Source organism: Kushneria indalinina DSM 14324, from assembly GCF_003385845.1.
Taxonomy (GTDB): Bacteria; Pseudomonadota; Gammaproteobacteria; order Pseudomonadales; family Halomonadaceae; genus Kushneria; species Kushneria indalinina.
Genome location: NZ_QRDJ01000008.1, coordinates 155,482 through 173,800, shown reverse-complemented (window position 1 = coordinate 173,800; position 18,319 = coordinate 155,482). Strand labels below are relative to the sequence as shown.

At 62.7% G+C, this 18,319-nt stretch carries 14 protein-coding genes; 10 read left to right on the top strand and 4 right to left on the bottom strand.

Annotated features, from left to right (window positions below; all coding sequences use genetic code 11):
- The first annotated feature begins 21 nt into the window (after nt 1–21).
- From C8D72_RS11835 to C8D72_RS11790, 10 genes are all read left to right on the top strand, one after another.
- Nucleotides 22–1,599 (top strand): peptide ABC transporter substrate-binding protein, encoded by a 1,578-nt coding sequence (locus tag C8D72_RS11835; RefSeq protein WP_115854647.1) that lies wholly within the window; start codon nt 22–24, stop codon nt 1,597–1,599.
- Between the two features lie 63 nt (nt 1,600–1,662).
- Complete coding sequence (locus tag C8D72_RS11830; RefSeq protein ID WP_115854646.1) at nt 1,663–3,279, top strand: peptide ABC transporter substrate-binding protein; 1,617 nt, start codon at nt 1,663–1,665, stop codon at nt 3,277–3,279.
- Between the two features lie 42 nt (nt 3,280–3,321).
- Nucleotides 3,322–4,248 (top strand): oligopeptide ABC transporter permease OppB, encoded by a 927-nt coding sequence (gene oppB / locus C8D72_RS11825; RefSeq protein WP_115854645.1) that lies wholly within the window; start codon nt 3,322–3,324, stop codon nt 4,246–4,248.
- Nucleotides 4,249–4,260: 12 nt separating this feature from the next.
- Complete coding sequence (locus C8D72_RS11820) at nt 4,261–5,226, top strand: ABC transporter permease (RefSeq protein WP_115854644.1); 966 nt, start codon at nt 4,261–4,263, stop codon at nt 5,224–5,226.
- A gap of 10 nt (nt 5,227–5,236) precedes the next feature.
- A complete protein-coding gene (locus C8D72_RS11815) occupies nt 5,237–6,844 on the top strand; it encodes an ABC transporter ATP-binding protein (RefSeq protein WP_115854643.1) in 1,608 nt (535 codons plus the stop codon).
- 442 nt (nt 6,845–7,286) lie between these two features.
- Nucleotides 7,287–7,598 carry an EF-hand domain-containing protein gene (locus C8D72_RS11810; RefSeq protein ID WP_115854642.1) on the top strand — a complete coding sequence of 104 codons (312 nt, stop codon included), beginning with the start codon at nt 7,287–7,289 and terminating at the stop codon, nt 7,596–7,598.
- Between the two features lie 96 nt (nt 7,599–7,694).
- Nucleotides 7,695–8,828 carry a porin gene (locus C8D72_RS11805; RefSeq protein ID WP_115854641.1) on the top strand — a complete coding sequence of 378 codons (1,134 nt, stop codon included), beginning with the start codon at nt 7,695–7,697 and terminating at the stop codon, nt 8,826–8,828.
- A 174-nt stretch (nt 8,829–9,002) separates the two neighbouring features.
- Complete coding sequence (locus tag C8D72_RS11800; protein ID WP_115855104.1) at nt 9,003–9,461, top strand: MerR family transcriptional regulator; 459 nt, start codon at nt 9,003–9,005, stop codon at nt 9,459–9,461.
- Nucleotides 9,454–12,240, top strand: coding sequence for a heavy metal translocating P-type ATPase (locus C8D72_RS11795; RefSeq protein WP_115854640.1), 2,787 nt, complete (start codon nt 9,454–9,456; stop codon nt 12,238–12,240). Before C8D72_RS11800 ends, C8D72_RS11795 begins: the two co-directional genes overlap by 8 nt.
- Before the next feature lie 142 nt (nt 12,241–12,382).
- The gene (locus tag C8D72_RS11790; protein ID WP_115854639.1) at nt 12,383–12,814 is read left to right on the top strand and encodes a VOC family protein; all 432 of its coding nucleotides are present in this window, start codon (nt 12,383–12,385) and stop codon (nt 12,812–12,814) included.
- A 35-nt stretch (nt 12,815–12,849) separates the two neighbouring features.
- Here C8D72_RS11790 and C8D72_RS11785 read toward each other — a convergent pair whose 3' ends face one another.
- The 4 genes from C8D72_RS11785 to C8D72_RS11770 all read right to left on the bottom strand — a co-directional run bounded on the left by C8D72_RS11785 (nt 12,850) and on the right by C8D72_RS11770 (nt 18,233).
- On the bottom strand, nt 12,850–13,464 hold the full coding sequence (locus C8D72_RS11785) for a YitT family protein (protein ID WP_245955240.1): 615 nt from the start codon (nt 13,462–13,464) through the stop codon (nt 12,850–12,852).
- Between the two features lie 118 nt (nt 13,465–13,582).
- Complete coding sequence (locus C8D72_RS11780) at nt 13,583–15,385, bottom strand: single-stranded-DNA-specific exonuclease RecJ (RefSeq protein WP_115854638.1); 1,803 nt, start codon at nt 15,383–15,385, stop codon at nt 13,583–13,585.
- A gap of 116 nt (nt 15,386–15,501) precedes the next feature.
- Nucleotides 15,502–16,899 (bottom strand): threonine synthase, encoded by a 1,398-nt coding sequence (gene thrC, locus C8D72_RS11775; protein WP_115854637.1) that lies wholly within the window; start codon nt 16,897–16,899, stop codon nt 15,502–15,504.
- 17 nt (nt 16,900–16,916) lie between these two features.
- Complete coding sequence (locus C8D72_RS11770) at nt 16,917–18,233, bottom strand: homoserine dehydrogenase (protein WP_115854636.1); 1,317 nt, start codon at nt 18,231–18,233, stop codon at nt 16,917–16,919.
- Nucleotides 18,234–18,319: the final 86 nt, after the last annotated feature.

The following is an 18,319-nucleotide window of genomic DNA, read 5'->3' as shown; positions in this document are numbered from 1 at the left end:
ATTTTTTGAACAGGCACACTCATGAAGCGTCTTGTTTCCGGCTGCATGGCAGCCGCCCTGGTCTGGTCATTGCCGCTAACCGTTCACGCCGCCACGCTGGATATCGGCATCTACGGTGAGCCCGCTTCGCTGGACGCTGCTCGCGTCACCGGCGCCGTTTATGACAACGATGTGCTGGGCGATCTGTTCGAAGGACTCGTCACACTGGCCCCGGACGGCGACTATCAGCCGGGCGTGGCCACCGACTGGTCGGTCTCCGATGATGGCCTGACCTGGACCTTCAACCTGCGTGAAGATGCCCGCTGGTCCGACGGTGAGCCGGTCACGGCCGAGGACTTCGTGCTCGCCTTTCAGCGCGCGCTCGATCCGAGCATCGCCTCCATCTACGCCAACCTGCTTTATCCGCTCGACAACGCCGCCGCCATCAACCGCGGCGAGGCCGAACTCGACACCCTGGGTGTCCACGCCGCGAACGATCACCGGCTGGAAGTGACCCTCGAGCAGCCCACGCCCTATCTGCCCACCCTGATGGCCCACATCATCGCCGCGCCCGTGCCGGCCCATCTGGTGCGCGAACATGGCAACGACTGGACGCAGCTTTCGAACATCGCCAGCAACGGCGCTTTCATGCCCAGCCGCTGGGTCTCGCATGACCATATCGAGGCAGTAAAGAACCCGCAGTTTCATGATGCCGACAGCGTCACCCTCGACGGCGTCAACTATCACCTCGTTGAAGACCTCAACACCGGCCTGTCCCGCTTTCGCAGCGGCAATCTGGACGTCATGCGCGACTTTGATGCCAGCCGCTATCAGTGGTTGAAAGACAACCTGAGCGACGCCGTCCACCTGCATAACCAGCTCTCGACCTATTATTACGCGCTCAATAACCGCGAGGGGCATCCGACCAGCGACGTGCGCGTGCGCGAGGCACTCAATCTGGCCCTGCGGCGCGACATCATCGTGGAAAAGGTCCTGCAGGGCGCGGCCAACGCGACCAGTTCACTGGTGCCTGACGGCACCGCCCACTATGAGATGCAGACCATGCCGGGCGTAGAAGGCGACATCGACGCGCGCATGGACCGGGCAAAAACGCTTTTGAAGGAGGCCGGCTACGGCCCCGAGCATCCGCTGGATCTGCGTCTGCGTTTCAACTCCCGCGATGATCACCGCCGCATTGCCGTGGCCGCGGCGGCCATGTGGAAGCCGCTGGGCATCAACATCGAGATGGTCAACGCCGAAGCCAACGTGCACTACGCCGAGATCGCCCGTGGCGATTTCGACATCGCTCGTGCCAGCTGGGTGGCGGACTTTGATGACGCCAGCAATTTTCTGGGCATTCTCGCCTCGGGCAATACCAAGAACTACAGCGGCTACAAAAGCGCCGAATTCGATGACCTTCTGGCGCAGGCCACGGCGGAAGCCGACCCGGACGAGCGCCGCGAGCTGCTCGAGCAGGCCGAACGGCAGGCACTGGGGGACTACGCCATGGCCCCCATCTATGCCGACGCGGCCCGCAATCTGGTCAATCCGGACATGAGCGGCTGGGAAGACAACGCCATCAATCGCCACCTGTCACGCTGGATCAGCATCAACCCGTAACCCTTTCATGTCGCGCGGGTGCACCGGCTCGCGCGACGTGATGACATGCCCCGGACAACAACAATGACCAACACGACCCCATTTCCGCGCCCTGTGAGACATCACTCCCTTTTCAAACGTGCCGCGCTCACGGCCTGCCTGCTGACCATCGCCCCACTGAGCATGGCGGCCACGCTGCGTATCGATAACGGCGCCGAACCCGGCACCCTGGATCCGCAGAAAACCAGCGGTGTCTGGGAGACGCGCATCGTGCGTGAGCTGTTTGAGACCCTGGTCAGCCAGGACGCTACCGGCGAGCTGGTAGCGGGACTGGCCAGCCGCTGGGATCTGAGCGATGACGGCCTGACCTGGACGTTTGAACTGCGTGACGATGCACAGTGGTCCGACGGCGAGCCCATTACCGCCGGTGACGCCGTTTTCAGCCTGCGCCGGCTGCTGCGCCCCGAAACAACGGCCCACAACGCCAACCTCTACTATCCAATCGAGAACGCCCGGGCCATCAATGCCGGCGAGGCCGCCCCGGAGACGCTGGGCGCGCGCGCTCTTGACGACCATCATCTGGAAATCCAGCTGGAGCGCCCCACCGCCTGGTTTTTGCAGGCCATCGCCATGCCCGAGGCCGCCCCGCTGCCCGAGCATGTGTTGAGAGAACAGGACGAGCGCTGGGTCATACCGGGCAGGACAGTGGTCAGCGGCGCTTTCACGTTGAGCGAGTGGTCCCCTCAGGATCACATCACGCTGGAGAAGAACCCGCAGTTTTATGCCGCCGATGACGTGGCCCTCGATGAGGCCATTTTCTATCCGCTGGAAGAGGCCAGCGCCGCGCTGAACCGTTTTCGCACCGGTGCGCTGGACATCAGCTATACCAGCGTCCCGGGTGGGCGCTTTGAGCAGCTGCGCCGGGAGCTGGGGGAGACTCTGCGGGTCAACCCGATGGTGGCCGAGTATTTCTACATGTTCAATCTGCGCCCCGAGAGCCCGCTCAGCGACATCCGCGTGCGGGAAGCGCTCAACCTGGCCACCCGGCGTGAGGTGATTACCGATCAGCTGCTGGGCATGGGACAGACGCCGTCGTACTGGCTGGTGCCCCGGGTAACGGCCGGTGGCGCCGAGGGTGCGCTGCCTACGGCGCAGATGGCAATGGATGAGCGCATGGCGCGTGCCCGTGAACTGATGCAGGCGGCAGGCTTTGGTCCGAACAATCCCCTGACGCTGACGCTGCGCTACAACACGCTGGAAGATCACAAGAAGATTGCGGTGGCGCTGGCCGCCATGTGGAAACCGCTGGGCGTTGACGTCGCGCTGATCAATACCGAGGCCGCCAGCCACTACGCCGCCATTCGTGAAGGCGATTTCCAGCTGGCCCGCTACGGCATGGTGGCGACCATCGATGACCCTTACGACTTCCTGGGCAGCTACACCACCGGCGGGTCATCGGCGCTGAGCAGCGGCTATCACAATGCCGACTATGACCGTCTGGTCGAGCAGAGCAGCGAAACCATCGACCCTTCAGCCCGCGCCGAGCTGTTGACCCGCGCCCAGCAGCACCTGCTGGACGACTACGCCCTGCTGCCGCTTTACGATTACGTCAACACTGCGCTGGTGTCAGAGCGCGTTCATGGCTGGGCACCCACCCCCATGGACGTCCATCCCCTGCGCTATATCAGCCTCGAGGAGTAACCCCGTGTCTTATATGTCCATCATGTGCCGAGGTCGACCGGCATGCTGAGCTATATCGCCAAGCGTCTGGCCATGGCCATTCCCACCCTGTTGATCGTGATTACGGCCTCGTTTTTCCTGATGCGGGTCGCCCCGGGCGGCCCCTTTGACGGTGAGCGCCAGCTGCCGCCGGAGATCGAGGCCAATCTGATGGCGGCCTATCATCTGGATGAGCCGTTGCCCATGCAGTATCTGCGCTACATGGGCAACCTCCTGCAGGGCGATTTTGGACCGTCGTTCAAGTACAAGGACTTCTCGGTCACCGACCTGATCGCCCAGGGGTTTCCGGTCAGTCTGGAGCTCGGGGGGCTGGCGATTCTGCTTGCCCTGCTTTTGGGCATTCCCATGGGGGTGATGGCCGCGCTCAAGCGCAACACGACCGTCGACTATCTGCTGATGGGCACGGCGCTGGGCGGCATTGCCGTGCCCAACTTCGTGATTGCCCCGCTGATGGCGCTCTTTTTCGGCGTCATTCTGGGCTGGCTGCCGGTGGGCGGCTGGAACGGCGGCGCCCTGCCCAATCTGGTGCTGCCGGTGGTGGCGCTGGCCATTCAGCAGATTGCCTACATTGCCCGCATGATGCGCGCCTCGATGATCGAGGTGCTGGGCAGCCATTTTATTCGCACCGCCCGCGCCAAGGGTCTCAACGAGCGGCAGGTGATCTGGCGCCACGCCCTGCGCCCGGCGATGCTGCCGGTGCTCTCCTATCTCGGTCCGGCCATTGCCGGCATCATCACGGGCTCGGTGGTCATCGAGCAGATCTTCGGGCTGCCGGGGATCGGGCGCTACTTTGTCCAGGGCGCGCTCAACCGCGACTACACGCTGGTGATGGGCACGGTGGTGTTCTACGGCATCCTGATCGTGCTGATGAACCTGATTGTCGATCTGCTCTATTCACTGTTCGACCCGCAAATTCGCTATGACGACTGACCGGAGCGCATCATGACCTCTTCTCACGGTGCTCATGACACCCACGCCGCGTCCGGCTCAGCGCCGGCCGACGACAATCATCTCCAGGGCGGCGGCGGCCCCAACCCGCCTCAGGCGCCGGTCGCCCAGCCCGGCGAGAGCCTGGCGCGTGAGGCCTGGCGGCGCCTGCGCCACAACCGGGCGGCCATGGCGAGTCTAATTTTGCTGGTGGCGATGGCCATCATCTGTATCGCCGGCCCCTGGCTGCTGCCCTGGGATCTGGCCGAGGTGGACTGGGAGAATTTCGGCACCGGCCCGACGCTTGCCAACCAGCACTGGCTGGGCACCGATGCCAACGGCCGGGATCTTCTGACCCGCACGCTCTACGGCGGACGTGTATCGCTCTCCGTGGCGCTGGTAGCCACGCTGGTGAGCCTGGTGATCGGCGTGCTTTATGGGGCCATTTCAGGCTATGTCGGCGGGCGTACCGATAATCTCATGATGCGCTTTGTCGACATCATGTACTCCCTGCCCTTCATGTTTCTGGTCATCCTGTTGATGGTGGTCTTTGGCCGCAACATTTTCCTGATTTACGCCGCCATCGGTGCGGTGGAGTGGCTCGACATGGCCCGCATCGTGCGCGGCCAGACGCTGTCGCTCAAACGGCGCGAATTCATCGAGGCTGCCCACGCCCTGGGCGTTCGGGATTCAAAGATCATTACCCGCCACCTGATTCCCAACTCGATCGGCCCGGTCATCATCTATGTGACGCTGACGGTGCCCAAGGTGATTTTGCTGGAGAGCTTCCTGTCGTTTCTGGGGCTGGGTGTACAGGAACCGCTGACCAGCTGGGGGGTTCTGATCAGCGAGGGCACCTCCAACATGCAGGGTGCGCCCTGGATGCTGATCGTGCCGGCCGCGTTTCTGGCCGTAACGCTTTTCTGTCTCAACTTCCTGGGCGACGGGCTGCGTGACGCCCTCGACCCGCGTACCCGCTAAGGAGTCCCCCATGTCGACACCCCTGCTTGAGATCGACAATCTGAAGGTGGACTTTGAGCTGCCCACCGGCACCGTCTCCGCCGTCAAGGGCGTCAGCTTCACCATTGATCAGGGTGAAACCGTGGCACTGGTGGGCGAGTCCGGCTCCGGCAAATCAGTGACCTCCACCGCGCTGATGCGCCTGCTGCCGGAGATGGCCAAAATCTCCGGCGCCATCCGGCTGGATGGCGAAGATCTGACACAGGTCAGCGCCTCACGCATGCGTCGGCTGCGCGGCAATGAGTTCTCGATGATCTTTCAGGAGCCGATGACCTCGCTCAATCCGCTGCATCGCATCGGTCGCCAGATTGCCGAAGTCCTTCATCGCCATCGCGGGCTCTCCGGCAGCAAGGCACGCGCTCGAGTGCTGGAACTGCTCCATCAGGTCGGCATTCCCGAGCCCGAACGGCGCATTTCAAGCTATCCGCATGAGCTGTCCGGCGGCCAGCGCCAGCGCGTGATGATCGCCATGGCGCTGGCCTGCGAGCCGCGCCTTCTGATCGCCGATGAGCCCACCACGGCACTTGATGTCACCGTGCAGGCCCAGATTCTTGAACTGCTCCGGGACCTGCAACAGCGCTACGGCATGGCGATCCTGTTCATCACCCACGACCTGAGTCTGGTACGCCGCTTTGCCGAGCGGGTCTGCGTGATGCGCTATGGCGAGCTGGTCGAGGCCGGTGAGACCGCGACGGTCTTCAACGATCCGCAGCACGACTACACCCGCATGCTGCTGGACGCCGAACCGCGCGGCAGCAAGGCAGCGGTGGCCGAGAATGCACCGGTGCTGCTCAGCGGCCAGGACGTTCGGGTACGCTTTACGACCAAAAAGCGCCTGTTCGGCAAGGACGATCATTTCGAAGCGGTACGCGGGATCGATCTGACCGTCCGACGTGGTCAGACCGTTGGCATTGTGGGCGAATCGGGCTCGGGCAAGTCAACGTTTGGGCGGGCCCTGCTGCGGCTTTTGAAAAGCCAGGGACAGCTGCGCTTTGAAGACACCGACATCACGGATTTCGACAAGTCTCATATGCGGCCGCTGCGCTCGCGCATGCAGGTGGTCTTTCAGGACCCGTTCGGCTCGCTATCGCCGCGCATGACCGTAGGGGAAATCATCAGTGAAGGGCTCAAGGTGCACTTTCCGGAACTCAACCGACGTGAACGCGAGGCGCGGGTCATCGAGTCACTGGAAGAAGTGGCGCTGGACCCGGCGATGCGCAAGCGCTACCCGCACGAATTTTCCGGTGGCCAGCGCCAGCGCATTGCCATCGCCCGTGCCCTGGTGCTCAAGCCCGATTTCCTGCTGCTCGATGAGCCCACCTCGGCGCTGGATCGTTCAGTGCAGATGACGGTGATCGAGCTTTTGCGGCATCTGCAGCAGAAATACAACCTGACCTATGTGTTCATCAGCCACGACCTCGCCGTGGTGCGGGCGCTGTCCGATACCGTGCTGGTCATGAAGGAGGGGCAGGTCGTCGAACAGGGATCGGCCGAGAGCATCTTCCAAACGCCGCGCGAGGAATATACAAAGGCGCTGTTAAAGGCCGCCTTTTTGCGTGAGATGGACAGCGCTGCCTGAAGCCTTTATGACCGAACAGGTCGGCCCTCATTCAGAGGGTCGATCCTTGAAAGCAATAGGACATGTCGAACATATAGCCCTGGAAAGCTGGATCGCATCTTCTGGCCATGCCCGACTTTACTCGACAAAAAAGAAGTATCCATTTGCCAGAAACAGATTTTCCTGCCTTCAACTCACGTCTATAAATTTTGGCAAAAGGCTGTGCAGAAGTAGTCATTTTAAAACCCGGCTATCGAGTTATTGAGATTTCTCACGCATTGGACCAATAGGTATTAAATTAAAGTTTATTTATCAACCCGGACTATGATACAAAAAAATTAAGGCTTGCTTGTCTCATGCATCGCTTGCGCCATGAGAGGCCATGCAGCCTGAAAGGGCCTCAGAGTCCTGAAAAAATGAACACCGCAATGTTCTAACGATAAAACCTCAATGGAACTCCATCATGACAATAAAAAAGCTTGTAGTGGTTGGTGCCCTTTCGGTGCTCGGCCTGTCAGCCTGCCAGAATTATGAGCCCTTTGGTGACGGTCGAGGCAGCTTTTCACGCGCCGAAACCGCCAGAAGCGATGTTGATACCAGCCAGATCCCGCCTGATGTTCTGCAGCGCTTTCGTCAGCTTGATTCACGCAATGAAGGTTACGTCGATGCGCAACAGATCGACGAAGACCCGGAGCTTTCCGCCATTTTGAGCAGCAGTGACGACAGTGCCAGCGGTCGCTTAACGCTTGAGGATCTGGCGCGCTTCTACCAGTAGGACAACGCTTTCAGGGTGCTCATGGCGAATCTCGCTATCGCTTCCCGGGCACGCTTGCGTTCAAAACTCCAATAAATACATGCAAGGAAACACACCATGGTCAGGCATCGTATTGCACCACTGTCTCTGGCTGTCACGCTGGCAGCGCTCTCCCATCAGGCCAGCGCCGTTACCGTTTATGAAACCGCCGATGATCTTTTCAGCATCGGTGGCCGTATTGCCAACCGAAGCGTCTGGGAAAACGGCGAAAGTTATCGCAACGTCAACGCCGGGTCGCGTATCAACCTCGTTTATCAGCACCGCTTTGCCGATGGCTGGACAGGTATTGCTCGCACCGAGTGGGGCTTTGATCCCTTTTTTATCGAAGGCGAGGACAATCATTCCAAACGCCTGCTGTTCGGCGGGTTTCAGCACGCGGACTACGGCTCGATCACCATCGGTAAACAGCTCGCACCCTGGACCGACATGGTCGCCTCCTGGACCGACCAGTTCTGGGTTTCGGGTGCCTCGGCCACGGCCTCCTATAACGGTCGCGAAGGCGATGGCGGCATTGAAGGCATGGCCCGCGCTGATAATTCGATCTACTACAAAAACAGTTGGGATGACCTGACGCTGGGCCTGATGTATCAGACCCGTGATGACAGTACTCACAGCGGCGGGCGCGCGCAGTTCGACGAAACCGGAGCCTTTGATGGGTTCAGTGATCCTTCCGGCTACAAGCGCAAATACACTACTCAGGCCGCACTCGAGTGGGCCGCCACGGATGAGGTAGCCTTCTCGGCGGCCTATACACATTCAGCCATCGATGATCAGGAAAGCGGTGAGAGTAACGCTACCAACGTCAACGCCTGGCTGGGCGGGGCACGCTGGACGCCGGGCAACTGGTATTTTGCCGTCACCGGCGGTCAGTACCGCAACATCATCAACGGCTCCAATCTGGGTAACGGTGAAGAACGCTTCTCTCCCAGTGCTCGTGGCTATGAGGCCGTTGCCGTCTACAGCTTTGAAAATCCCTTTGCCTATACCGACACCATTCAGGTCTACGGCGGCCAGAACCGGCTGTGGGAGAAGGACTCCAGTGCACGGCTGAGCTACTACACCATCGGCGCGGCGTGGTTCTATGACGACTGGATTGTGGCACTCGAGCAGCTGCTCGATGACAGCAAGAACGATTCGGGCCGCAGCCGCAGCAACAATTCCACCCAGCTGCTGGTGCGCTTTAACTACTGATGATCTCGTGATGCTCGCACATCCTTGACGATCGGCTAACGATCCTTCGGCCCTGCAGCGCTTGCTGCAGGGCCTTTTTTCTTCTCTCGCATCGATCTTTTTGACGGCCTTGACCGTGGGGCAACCCCAGGGTTTTATGCTGCAGACATGTCACTGCATCGATCCGAGGATGTCATGAAAATTGGTGAGCTGGCCCGGCACGGCGACGTCACCCATGAGGCGATCCGTCACTATGTCCATCAGGGGCTGATTCACGCCGGGCGCGACCCGAACAACGGCTATCAGTACTTTGACGAGGAGGCGCTGCGGCGGGTGCGGTTCATTCAGCGGGCCCGGACGCTGGGCTTCAGCCTCAGGGAAGTCGGCGAGATCTTCGCTCACACCGATCACGGCGACTCGCCCTGCCCCATGGTGCGCGATCTGCTCAGCGCCCGGCTGCCACAGATTCGGGCGCAGATACGCGAACTGGAGCAGCTCGCCGATCGCATGGAACACGCGCTTCAGGCCTGGTCCGACATGCCCGATGGCGCACCGGACGGCCATACGCTGTGTCAGCTGATCGAGCACTGGAACGAGCCGGACACCCCTGCCACTACTGCCGGGACCACCGCTACCGGGAGGCCTGATGAGTAAGTTACCGACCTGGCATCTGGCGCTTGAGGGACTGCACTGTGGGGGCTGCGTCAAGCGCACTCGCACCGCTCTGGAAACCCTTGACCCTGATGCCCGTATCGACATTGACGTGACGCGTCTTGCCATCACTACCGAGCGGGCTCGTGATGAAGTCATCAAGACGGTAGAAAGCGCCGGCTTTCAGGCCACGTCAGCCGAAGACAGCCGCGATCACCATCAGCTGACCCTCGAAGGTCTGCACTGCGGCGGCTGCGTCAAGCGCACCCGGGCCGAGCTGGAAGCGCTCGACCCGCAGGCGCAGATCGAGCTCGATACCGAGCGCCTGTCGATCACGACCCACAACTCGCTTGAGGAGATCATCAGCGCCGTCGAGGCGGCAGGCTATCGTGCCACGCCCGCCGGGGAGGCGCCCGGCTCGGCGCCAGAGCCTGACGCCACGATAAAGGCCGATACTGAGGATGCCGCCGCGCAGGTCGATGCCGACAGACCGATGAGCCCGGCCAAGCCGCGAGGGGAAGCCATTGAGCTACAGCTTTCCGGCATCACCTGTGCCGGCTGTGTGCGCACCATCCAGAACGCGCTGGATCACGTCGACGGCGTCAGGGACGCCCAGGTCAACTTTGCCACCCGCAGCGCCCGGGTGCAGGGCGATGTCGACACCGCCACTCTGATTGGCGCAGTGGAACGGGCCGGCTATGGCGCCGAAGTGATCGAAAGCATCGAACAGGGCGAGGCCCGCCGCAGCGAATTGGAGCAGCAGAGCTATCGCCGCAAGATTCGCGACACCTGGCTGGCACTGGTGCCGGGTGTGGCGCTGATGCTCTCCATGTTCTTTCACCACCCACAGCTGGAAGGCCTTGAGCGCTGGGTATGGGGGGCCATCGGCCTGGGTGTGCTGGGGGTCATGATGGCGGCCGGACGCGGCTTTTATGATGCTGCGCTCAAGGCCGTGCGCCATCGCATCGCCAACATGGATCTGCTGATTGCAATCGGCACGGCCACGGCCTGGCTTTATTCGATGGCGGTGGCGCTGGCGCCGTCGCTGGTCCCGGAAGCAGCGCGGGCGCTCTATCTGGAAGCGCCGCTGATGATCATCGGCCTGGTCAGTCTGGGCCAGGCCGTCGAGACCCGCTCACGCGGGCGCACCTCGAAGGCGCTGTCACAGCTGGTATCGCTGCGCGCCAGTACCGCGCGGGTGATTCGACACAATGAAGAGATCGATATCGACATCAATGAGGTGGTCCGCGGCGATCATCTGCGTCTGCGCCCCGGCGAGCGGGTCCCGGTGGATGGCGACGTGATCGAGGGGCGCAGCCATGTCGATGAATCCATGCTGACCGGTGAGCCGCTGCCGGTGGCGCGCGAAGTCGGCGATCCGGTGTCGGCCGGCACGCTCAACACCAAGGGAACGCTGACGCTGCGGGCCACCCAGGTGGGCAGCGAGACCAGCCTGTCGCGCATCATCGAGCAGGTGCGTCAGGCCCAGGGCTCGCGCCCGCCCATCAGCCGGCTGGCAGATCGGGTCTCCAGCATCTTTGTACCGGCGGTCATGATCGCCGCCGTCATCACGGCGCTGATCTGGTTCAACCTCGGCCCCGAGCCACGCATGACCCACATGCTGATCACCGCCACCTCGGTGCTGATCATCGCCTGCCCCTGCGCACTGGGGCTGGCCACACCCATTTCGACCATGATCGGCGTGGGCCGCGCCGCCAGCGCCGGCATTCTGATTCGCCACGGCGAGTCACTGCAGCGCATCGGCGAGCTGACCGCGCTGGTGGTCGACAAGACCGGGACGCTGACCGAGGGCAAGCCGCGCGTGACTGACGTTCATCAACTGCCCGGGGCCAACCATCACGCGCTGGCACTGCTGGCCGGCCTTGAACGCGGCTCGGAGCATCCGCTGGCGAGTGCCGTGCTGGACTACTGCCATGAGCAGCAGGCCGCGCCGGTTGAGGTTCAACACTTCGAGGCCCTCTCCGGGCGCGGCGTCACGGCCACCGGGTTGGGCGGCGAGCGTCTGGCGCTGGGCAATGCCGCGCTGATGCACGAGCACGGCGTGGCACTGGATGAGGTCAGCGATACCGTCAGCGCCTGGGAAGATCAGGCGCGCAGCGTGCTGCATTTCGCCATCGATGGCCGACTGGTGGACCTGCTGGCCGTGCAGGACCCGCTGCGCGAGGATGCGCTTGAGGCCATCAAACGTCTGCATGCTCGCGATCTGCGTGTGGTGATGCTGACCGGCGACGCCGAACCCACGGCACGCGCCATCGCCGCGCAGGCCGGCATTGATGAGGTGCACGCGGGCCTGCTGCCCGAGGACAAGCAGCGCCATATCGAGCGGCTGCGCCACGAGGGTCATGTGGTCGGCATGGCCGGCGACGGCATCAACGATGCCCCGGCGCTGGCCGCCGCGGATGTGGGCTTTGCCATGGGAGCCGGCAGTGACGTGGCGATCGAATCGGCTGGTGCTGCCCTGATGCGCGACTCGCTGCACGGCATTAGTGACGCCATAGACCTGAGTCGCGCCACGATCGGCAATATCAAACAGAACCTGTGGGGCGCGTTCGCCTACAACACCCTGGGCATCCCGATTGCCGCCGGCGTGCTCTATCCGCTGACCGGCACGCTGCTCTCGCCGATGGTGGCAGCGCTGGCCATGGCGGCGTCATCAGTAACGGTGGTGACCAACGCCAACCGGCTGCGCCACTTCACACCGGAACGCATCACGCCCACAAGCAGCGCCGAATCAGAACCGAACAAGGAGGCGACCTCATGAGTTTTTTGATTAATGCCCTGGGCGTCATTTTGATCGCGCTGACTGCCTGGTGGTTCTGGGGCGGCCGGAATGACACATGACACGCCAGCCCGGCTGACCCACACTGGCGTTTCAGGCCAACCCATCAAGGGAGCGTTCATCGATGTCCACCCAGCAGGCGCCCGCCATTCACGGCGTGATCGAAACCGTGCTCTATACCGCCGACATGACCCGGGCACGGGATTTTTTTGAAACCGTGCTGGGGCTGTCACCGCACAATGCCGACCAGCGCTTTACCGCCTACCCTACCGGGCACTCGATGCTGCTGGTCTTTCAGCAGGGGCAGACCGATGACACCGTGCAGCTGCCCGATGGCATGGGCACCATTCCGCCCCATGACGGCGGCGGCCGCCAGCATGTGGCACTGGCCATCGAGCGCGATGCCCTCGCTGACTGGGAGGCACACCTGGCGCGTCACGACGTCGCCATTGAAGGGCGCACGCACTGGCCGCCGGGTGGCGAAAGCCTCTACTTCCGCGACCCGGACGGCCATCTGCTGGAGCTGGTCACGCCGGGACTGTGGCCCAACTACTGAGATCTCATGACCCGGCGCCTGGTGGCTACTGGTGCCTAATTGCTGCTGGTGCCGGTGTAGCGCCCGGGCCGATGGTTAAGAGTCAGAATCACGCCGAGCACCGCTGCACCCAGGATCGAATAGCCCACGTTGGCCGGGGGCAGCACGAAAAAGGCCATGAGCATGACCAGAGCGTCCAGGGTAAGCTGCACCTTGCCGGCGCTCCAGCCGCGGCGGTCCTGCAGATACAGCGCCAGAATGTTGAAACCGCCGAGACTGCCGCGGTGGCGAAAGAGCGCCAGCGCCCCCAGCCCGATCAGACTGCCGCCCATGAGCGCGGCAAACAGCGGGGAAACCTCACCGATATCGATCCAGCGCGGCATCTGCCAGCTGATCCAGGACAGCAGCGCGATGGCGGCAAAGGTCTTGAGCGCGAACTGGTGGCCGACCCGCTGCCAGGCAAGCCAGTAAAACGGCAGGTTGACGACGAAAAAGACCGGGCCGAAGTTCCAGCCGGTAACGTAGGTAATCAAAAGCGCAATGCCGGCGGTGCTGCCGATCAGGATCTGGGCGTGTTCATAAAGCCCGATCCCCAGGGCGGCGCAGGCCGAGCCCAGCATGATGGCCATGATGTCTTCATGCAGGCGATGGCGGGTCGCGGGTACATCCATCGATAATATCCTTCTTGTTGTGTGGCGACCGGGTAGATCGCTCATTAAATCCTGCGCTTGTGGCGCCTGAAGGTATTATCAACAGCCCCGGCTCAGGCGTCGAGTAGCAGATCGGCCCTCACATCGTGATCTGCTCGGCGTGCTCGATCATCAGCTGCAGGCTTTCCCGACCGCGGTAGCGGTTACGTGACAGGCGAAAGGCACAGCGAATCTCCTCTCCCGCCGCCACCGGCATGTTCTCGCCCGGCGTGACGGCGCGAAACCAGATCGCACGGACCATCTGGTTCCCGGCATCCAGCGTCATCATCAGATGATTGCCCTCACTGCCTACCAGACGCGCCTGATCCACCACAAAATGTCCCTCAAAAAGCGGTGCCTCGAACTCGCGGCCATAGGGCGCCAGCGCCTCGAGCTCATCAAGAATCGGCAGCGCCAGCTGATCGGGCTCAAGCGTGCCGTCGCTGAGAATCAGGGGATAGAGCTCGCGACCGTCCAGCTGCTCGTCAATGGCCGTGGCCAGCGCGCGGCGAAACGCCTCGAGCTCGGCGTGCGGCACGCCCACCCCGGCCGCGCCACTGTGGCCGCCAAAGCGTGGCAGGGCGTCTGGCGCCAGCTCAAAGACGCGCTGGAGTGCATCGCGCAGATGCACACCTTCCACCGACCGCCCGGAGCCGGTCAGCATGGCCGGATCAGGCGCCTGGGTGAGTACCACCGTCGGGCGGCCAAAGGCCTGCACCAGCCGCGAGGCGACGATACCCTGCACGCCGGGGTGGCCATCAGGCAGATGCACCACCAGCACGCGCGCGCCCGACTCCAGCTGCGCATGGGCCATGGCGCGTGCCTGTTCGGCCATGTCGGCTTCAATGGCCTTGCGCGACTGGTTATCGTCATCGAGCACGTTGAGATAGCGTCGCGCGCTGGCGTCATCCGCGGCCAGCATGAAATGCAGCGCCGCGTAGGGGTCATCCAGCCGCGAGCGGGCGTTAATGCGCGGGCCCATCTGAAAGGCGAGCGTCTCGGCATCAAAGGGGGTGCTGTCCGGGCCCAGCCGCTCGGCCATCATCCGCCAGCAGGGCGCTTCCATGCGGTTGATCAGCTTGAGCCCGAGCGTGACCACCGCGCGGTTGATGGCACTGTCCCCCAGCGAGACGCAGTCGGCGACCGTGCCCAGCGCCACATAGGCAAGCCAGGGCGACAGCTTGGGCGTATCGCTTGCCAGCCGGCCGGCCTCGATCAGATGCGAGCGGGTCAGCGACATCAACAGCCAGCACACCATGCAGCCGGCAATGGTGGCATCCGGATAGTCGCAGTCGGCGCGTGACGGATTGACCACTGCAAAGGCCGAGGCCGGCGGCCCTTCCACGGGCAGGGCGTGGTGGTCGGTGACCACCACATCAATGCCGGCCGCTTTCAGCCTCGCCAGTCGCGGCTCATCGCTGGAGCCGCAGTCGGCACTGATAATCAGCGACGGCCGCGGCGTGAGCGCCAGTGTCTTGTCCACCAGCGCGCTGCTGATGCCGTAGCCGTCATTGATGCGATGGCCGATAAGGCTGTGAAGCTGGTCACGCGGCACGCCAAACAGCTCGTTGAGCGTTCGCAGAATCACCACGTGTGAGGTAATACCGTCCACGTCATAGTCGGTGATGATGCCGATGTGCTCCCCATCGATCACGGCGCGGGCGATGCGCTCGGCGCCGCGGGTCGCGTCACACAGCTTTTCGGGATGTTCGATATAGCGCAGGGCCGGTTCGACCAGCGCCGATATCGGCGCACGCGGGTCCTTCAGACGCCCGGCCAGAATGCGCGCCTGCAGTTCGGTCAGGCCGGCATCGATTGCCTCCTGGTAGAGCCCTTCATGACAGGGGCGCTGCAGGATGCGTTTATCCAGCAACGCTTTCAGGGAATCACGCGCGTTATCCAAGGTGGCTCCGGATACTCAAAGGCTGCGCCGGCATCGATCATGCCGGCGCAGCCTTGTGGATGGGTCGATCGACAGGGTCAGGTCAGGGGGATCATGACCTGACGGTAATCAAGCACTCAGCTGCTGGCCACCCGATGTTCAGCCACGAAGCGCTGGACATCCCCGGCATTGGCCGGCAACACATCGTAGCGTTCTTCACGTTCCATCAGATCGCTCATGGACTCCGGCAGCGCCGCACCTTCAAAACCTGCCTTGACCACGGCGTCCTCGAACTTGGCCGGATGCGCCGTGGCCAGCGTGATCATCGGCGTGGTGGCATCGCTGCGCGCTGCTTCTGCGCTGCGGTAACCAGTCGCGGTATGCGGGTCGAGCAGCTCACCGGTGCGCCAGAACGCGTCCCGGATGACCTCGATGATGGTGTCATCATCGACCCGGTGGCTGGCGAACCTCTCGCGCAGCGTCGCCAGCGGCGCGTCGGCCAGTGCGGTGGGCTCCTGCTGGAAGCACTCCAGCAGCGCACGGACCCGGTCGCCGTCGCGGTCGTAGGCATCAAAGAGCAGACGCTCGAAGTTGGATGACACCACAATATCCATCGACGGGGCGAGCGTGGCGGCCAGCTCGCGTTTGGAGAAGTCGTTGTCGGCCAGCGTTCGGTGCAGGATATCGTTGGCGTTGGTGGCGATCACGAACTGCTTCACCGGCAGCCCCATGCGGCTGGCGGTATAGCCGGCAAAGAGGTTGCCGAAGTTGGCCGACGGCACCGTGAAGCTCACTTCGCGATGCGGTGCGCCCAGCGCCACGCCCGAGGCGAAGTAGTAGACGATCTGCGCCATGATGCGCGCCCAGTTGATCGAGTTGACCGCGATCAGCCGGGTACCGTTGAGAAAACTCTGGTCGGCAAAGCTGGCCTTGACGATCGCCTGAGCGTCATCGAAGTTACCTTCGATAGCGACATTGTGGACGTTGTCGGCCAGCACCGTGGTCATCTGGCGACGCTGCACCCCGGAGACGCGCTGATAGGGATGCAAAATAAAGATATCGAGATTGTCGCAGTGGCGGCAGCCCTCGATGGCGGCCGAGCCGGTATCACCGGAGGTGGCGCCCATGATGACCGCCTTCTCGTCGCGCTTTTTGAGGAAGTGATCCAGCAGGCGCCCCAGCAGCTGCAGCGCCACATCCTTGAACGCCAGCGTCGGCCCATGAAAGAGCTCCATCAGCCAGTGGTTGTGCGAGAGCTGCTTGAGCGGCACCACGGCGTCATGCTTGAAGGTGGCATAGCTGTCATCAATGATGCCGCGCAGGGTGTCATCGTCGATCTCGCCGCCGACAAAGGGCTTCATGACGCGAAAGGCGACCTCGGTATAGGGCTGGCCGGCCATGGCCGCAATCTCGTCACGAGAGAACTGCGGCAGCGTTTCCGGCACGTAAAGCCCGCCGTCGGGGGCCAGCCCGGTCAGTACCGCTTCTTCAAAATTCAGCGCGGGAGCGTTCCCGCGCGTGCTGATGTAACGCATGGTCTGTGCGCCCCTGATCAGACGTTTTCGTCGAGGTGTTCGATACGAATGCGGGTCACCGGCCCGGCGATGTCGGCCAGCGCTTCAAGCTGTCGGATCGCTTCATTCATGTTGGCTTCACGGGTGCGATGCGTGGTGATGATGATCGGCACCAGCTCGCCTTCGGTGGCTTCCTTCTGGATCAGGGCCTCGATGCTCACGCCCTGCTCGGCCAGAATGGTCGCTACGCGGGCCAGCACGCCCGGACGGTCCACGGCCAGCAAACGCAGATAATAGGCCGTGACGATGTTTTCCATCGGCAGGATCGGCAGGCTCTCGTCGCCTTCCACGATCCCGCTGAAGGCCAGATAGGGCGTGCGATAGTCATGGTGCGTGGCCATGTCGCGCGCCACGTCCAGCAGATCGGCCACCACCGCCGAAGCCGTCGGTTCGGCACCGGCACCGGCGCCGTAATAGAGGGTCGGACCCACGGCGTCACCCATCACTTCGATGGCATTCTTGACGCCGTGCACATTGGCCAGCAGCTGCTCCTTGGGCACCAGCGCCGGATGCACACGCAGCTCAATGCCATCCTCGGTGCGCTTGGAAATGCCCAGATGCTTGATGATGTAGCCCAGCGCATCGGCCTGTTTCACGTCATCAAAAGTGATCCGCGAAATGCCTTCGGTATAGGCCCGCTCGAACTGCAGCGGCACGCCGTAGGCGATTGAGGCCAGAATGGTCAGCTTGTGGGCAGCATCGATGCCTTCGACATCAAAGGTCGGATCGGCTTCGGCATAGCCCAGCGCCTGCGCTTCGGCCAGCACGTCCTCGAACGCCCTACCCTCGTCGCGCATGTGGGTCAGGATGTAGTTGCCGGTGCCGTTGATGATGCCAGCGACCCACTGAATACGGTTGGCGCCCAGCCCTTCGCGCAGGGACTTGATCACCGGGATACCACCGGCCACGGCGGCCTCGAAGGCGACAATGACGCCCTGCTCGGCCGCAGCGCGAAAGATCTCGTTACCGTGCACGGCAATCAGGGCCTTGTTGGCCGTGACCACATGCTTGCCGTGGCGGATGGCCTCCAGTACGAGCTCCCGTGCCACATCGTAGCCACCGATCAATTCGACCATGACATCAATGTCGGGATTGCGCGCCACCTCGAAGACGTCGCGGGTGACGTTGATACCGGTCAGGTCCACCTGTGGCATATCACGCCGCGCGCCGATCTGCTCTACTACGATGGCGCGCCCGGCACGACGCTCAATATCCAGCGCATTGCGCACCAGTACATTGAACGTGCCGCTACCCACGGTCCCCAGTCCACAAATGCCTACCTTTACCGGTTTCACCGTCTTGCCCCCTGGTCTGCTGATCTCAACGCTGCATGACTGTCCTTTCCCGGCGCCGTCAAACGCCGGGGGAGAAGCAGTGTAAC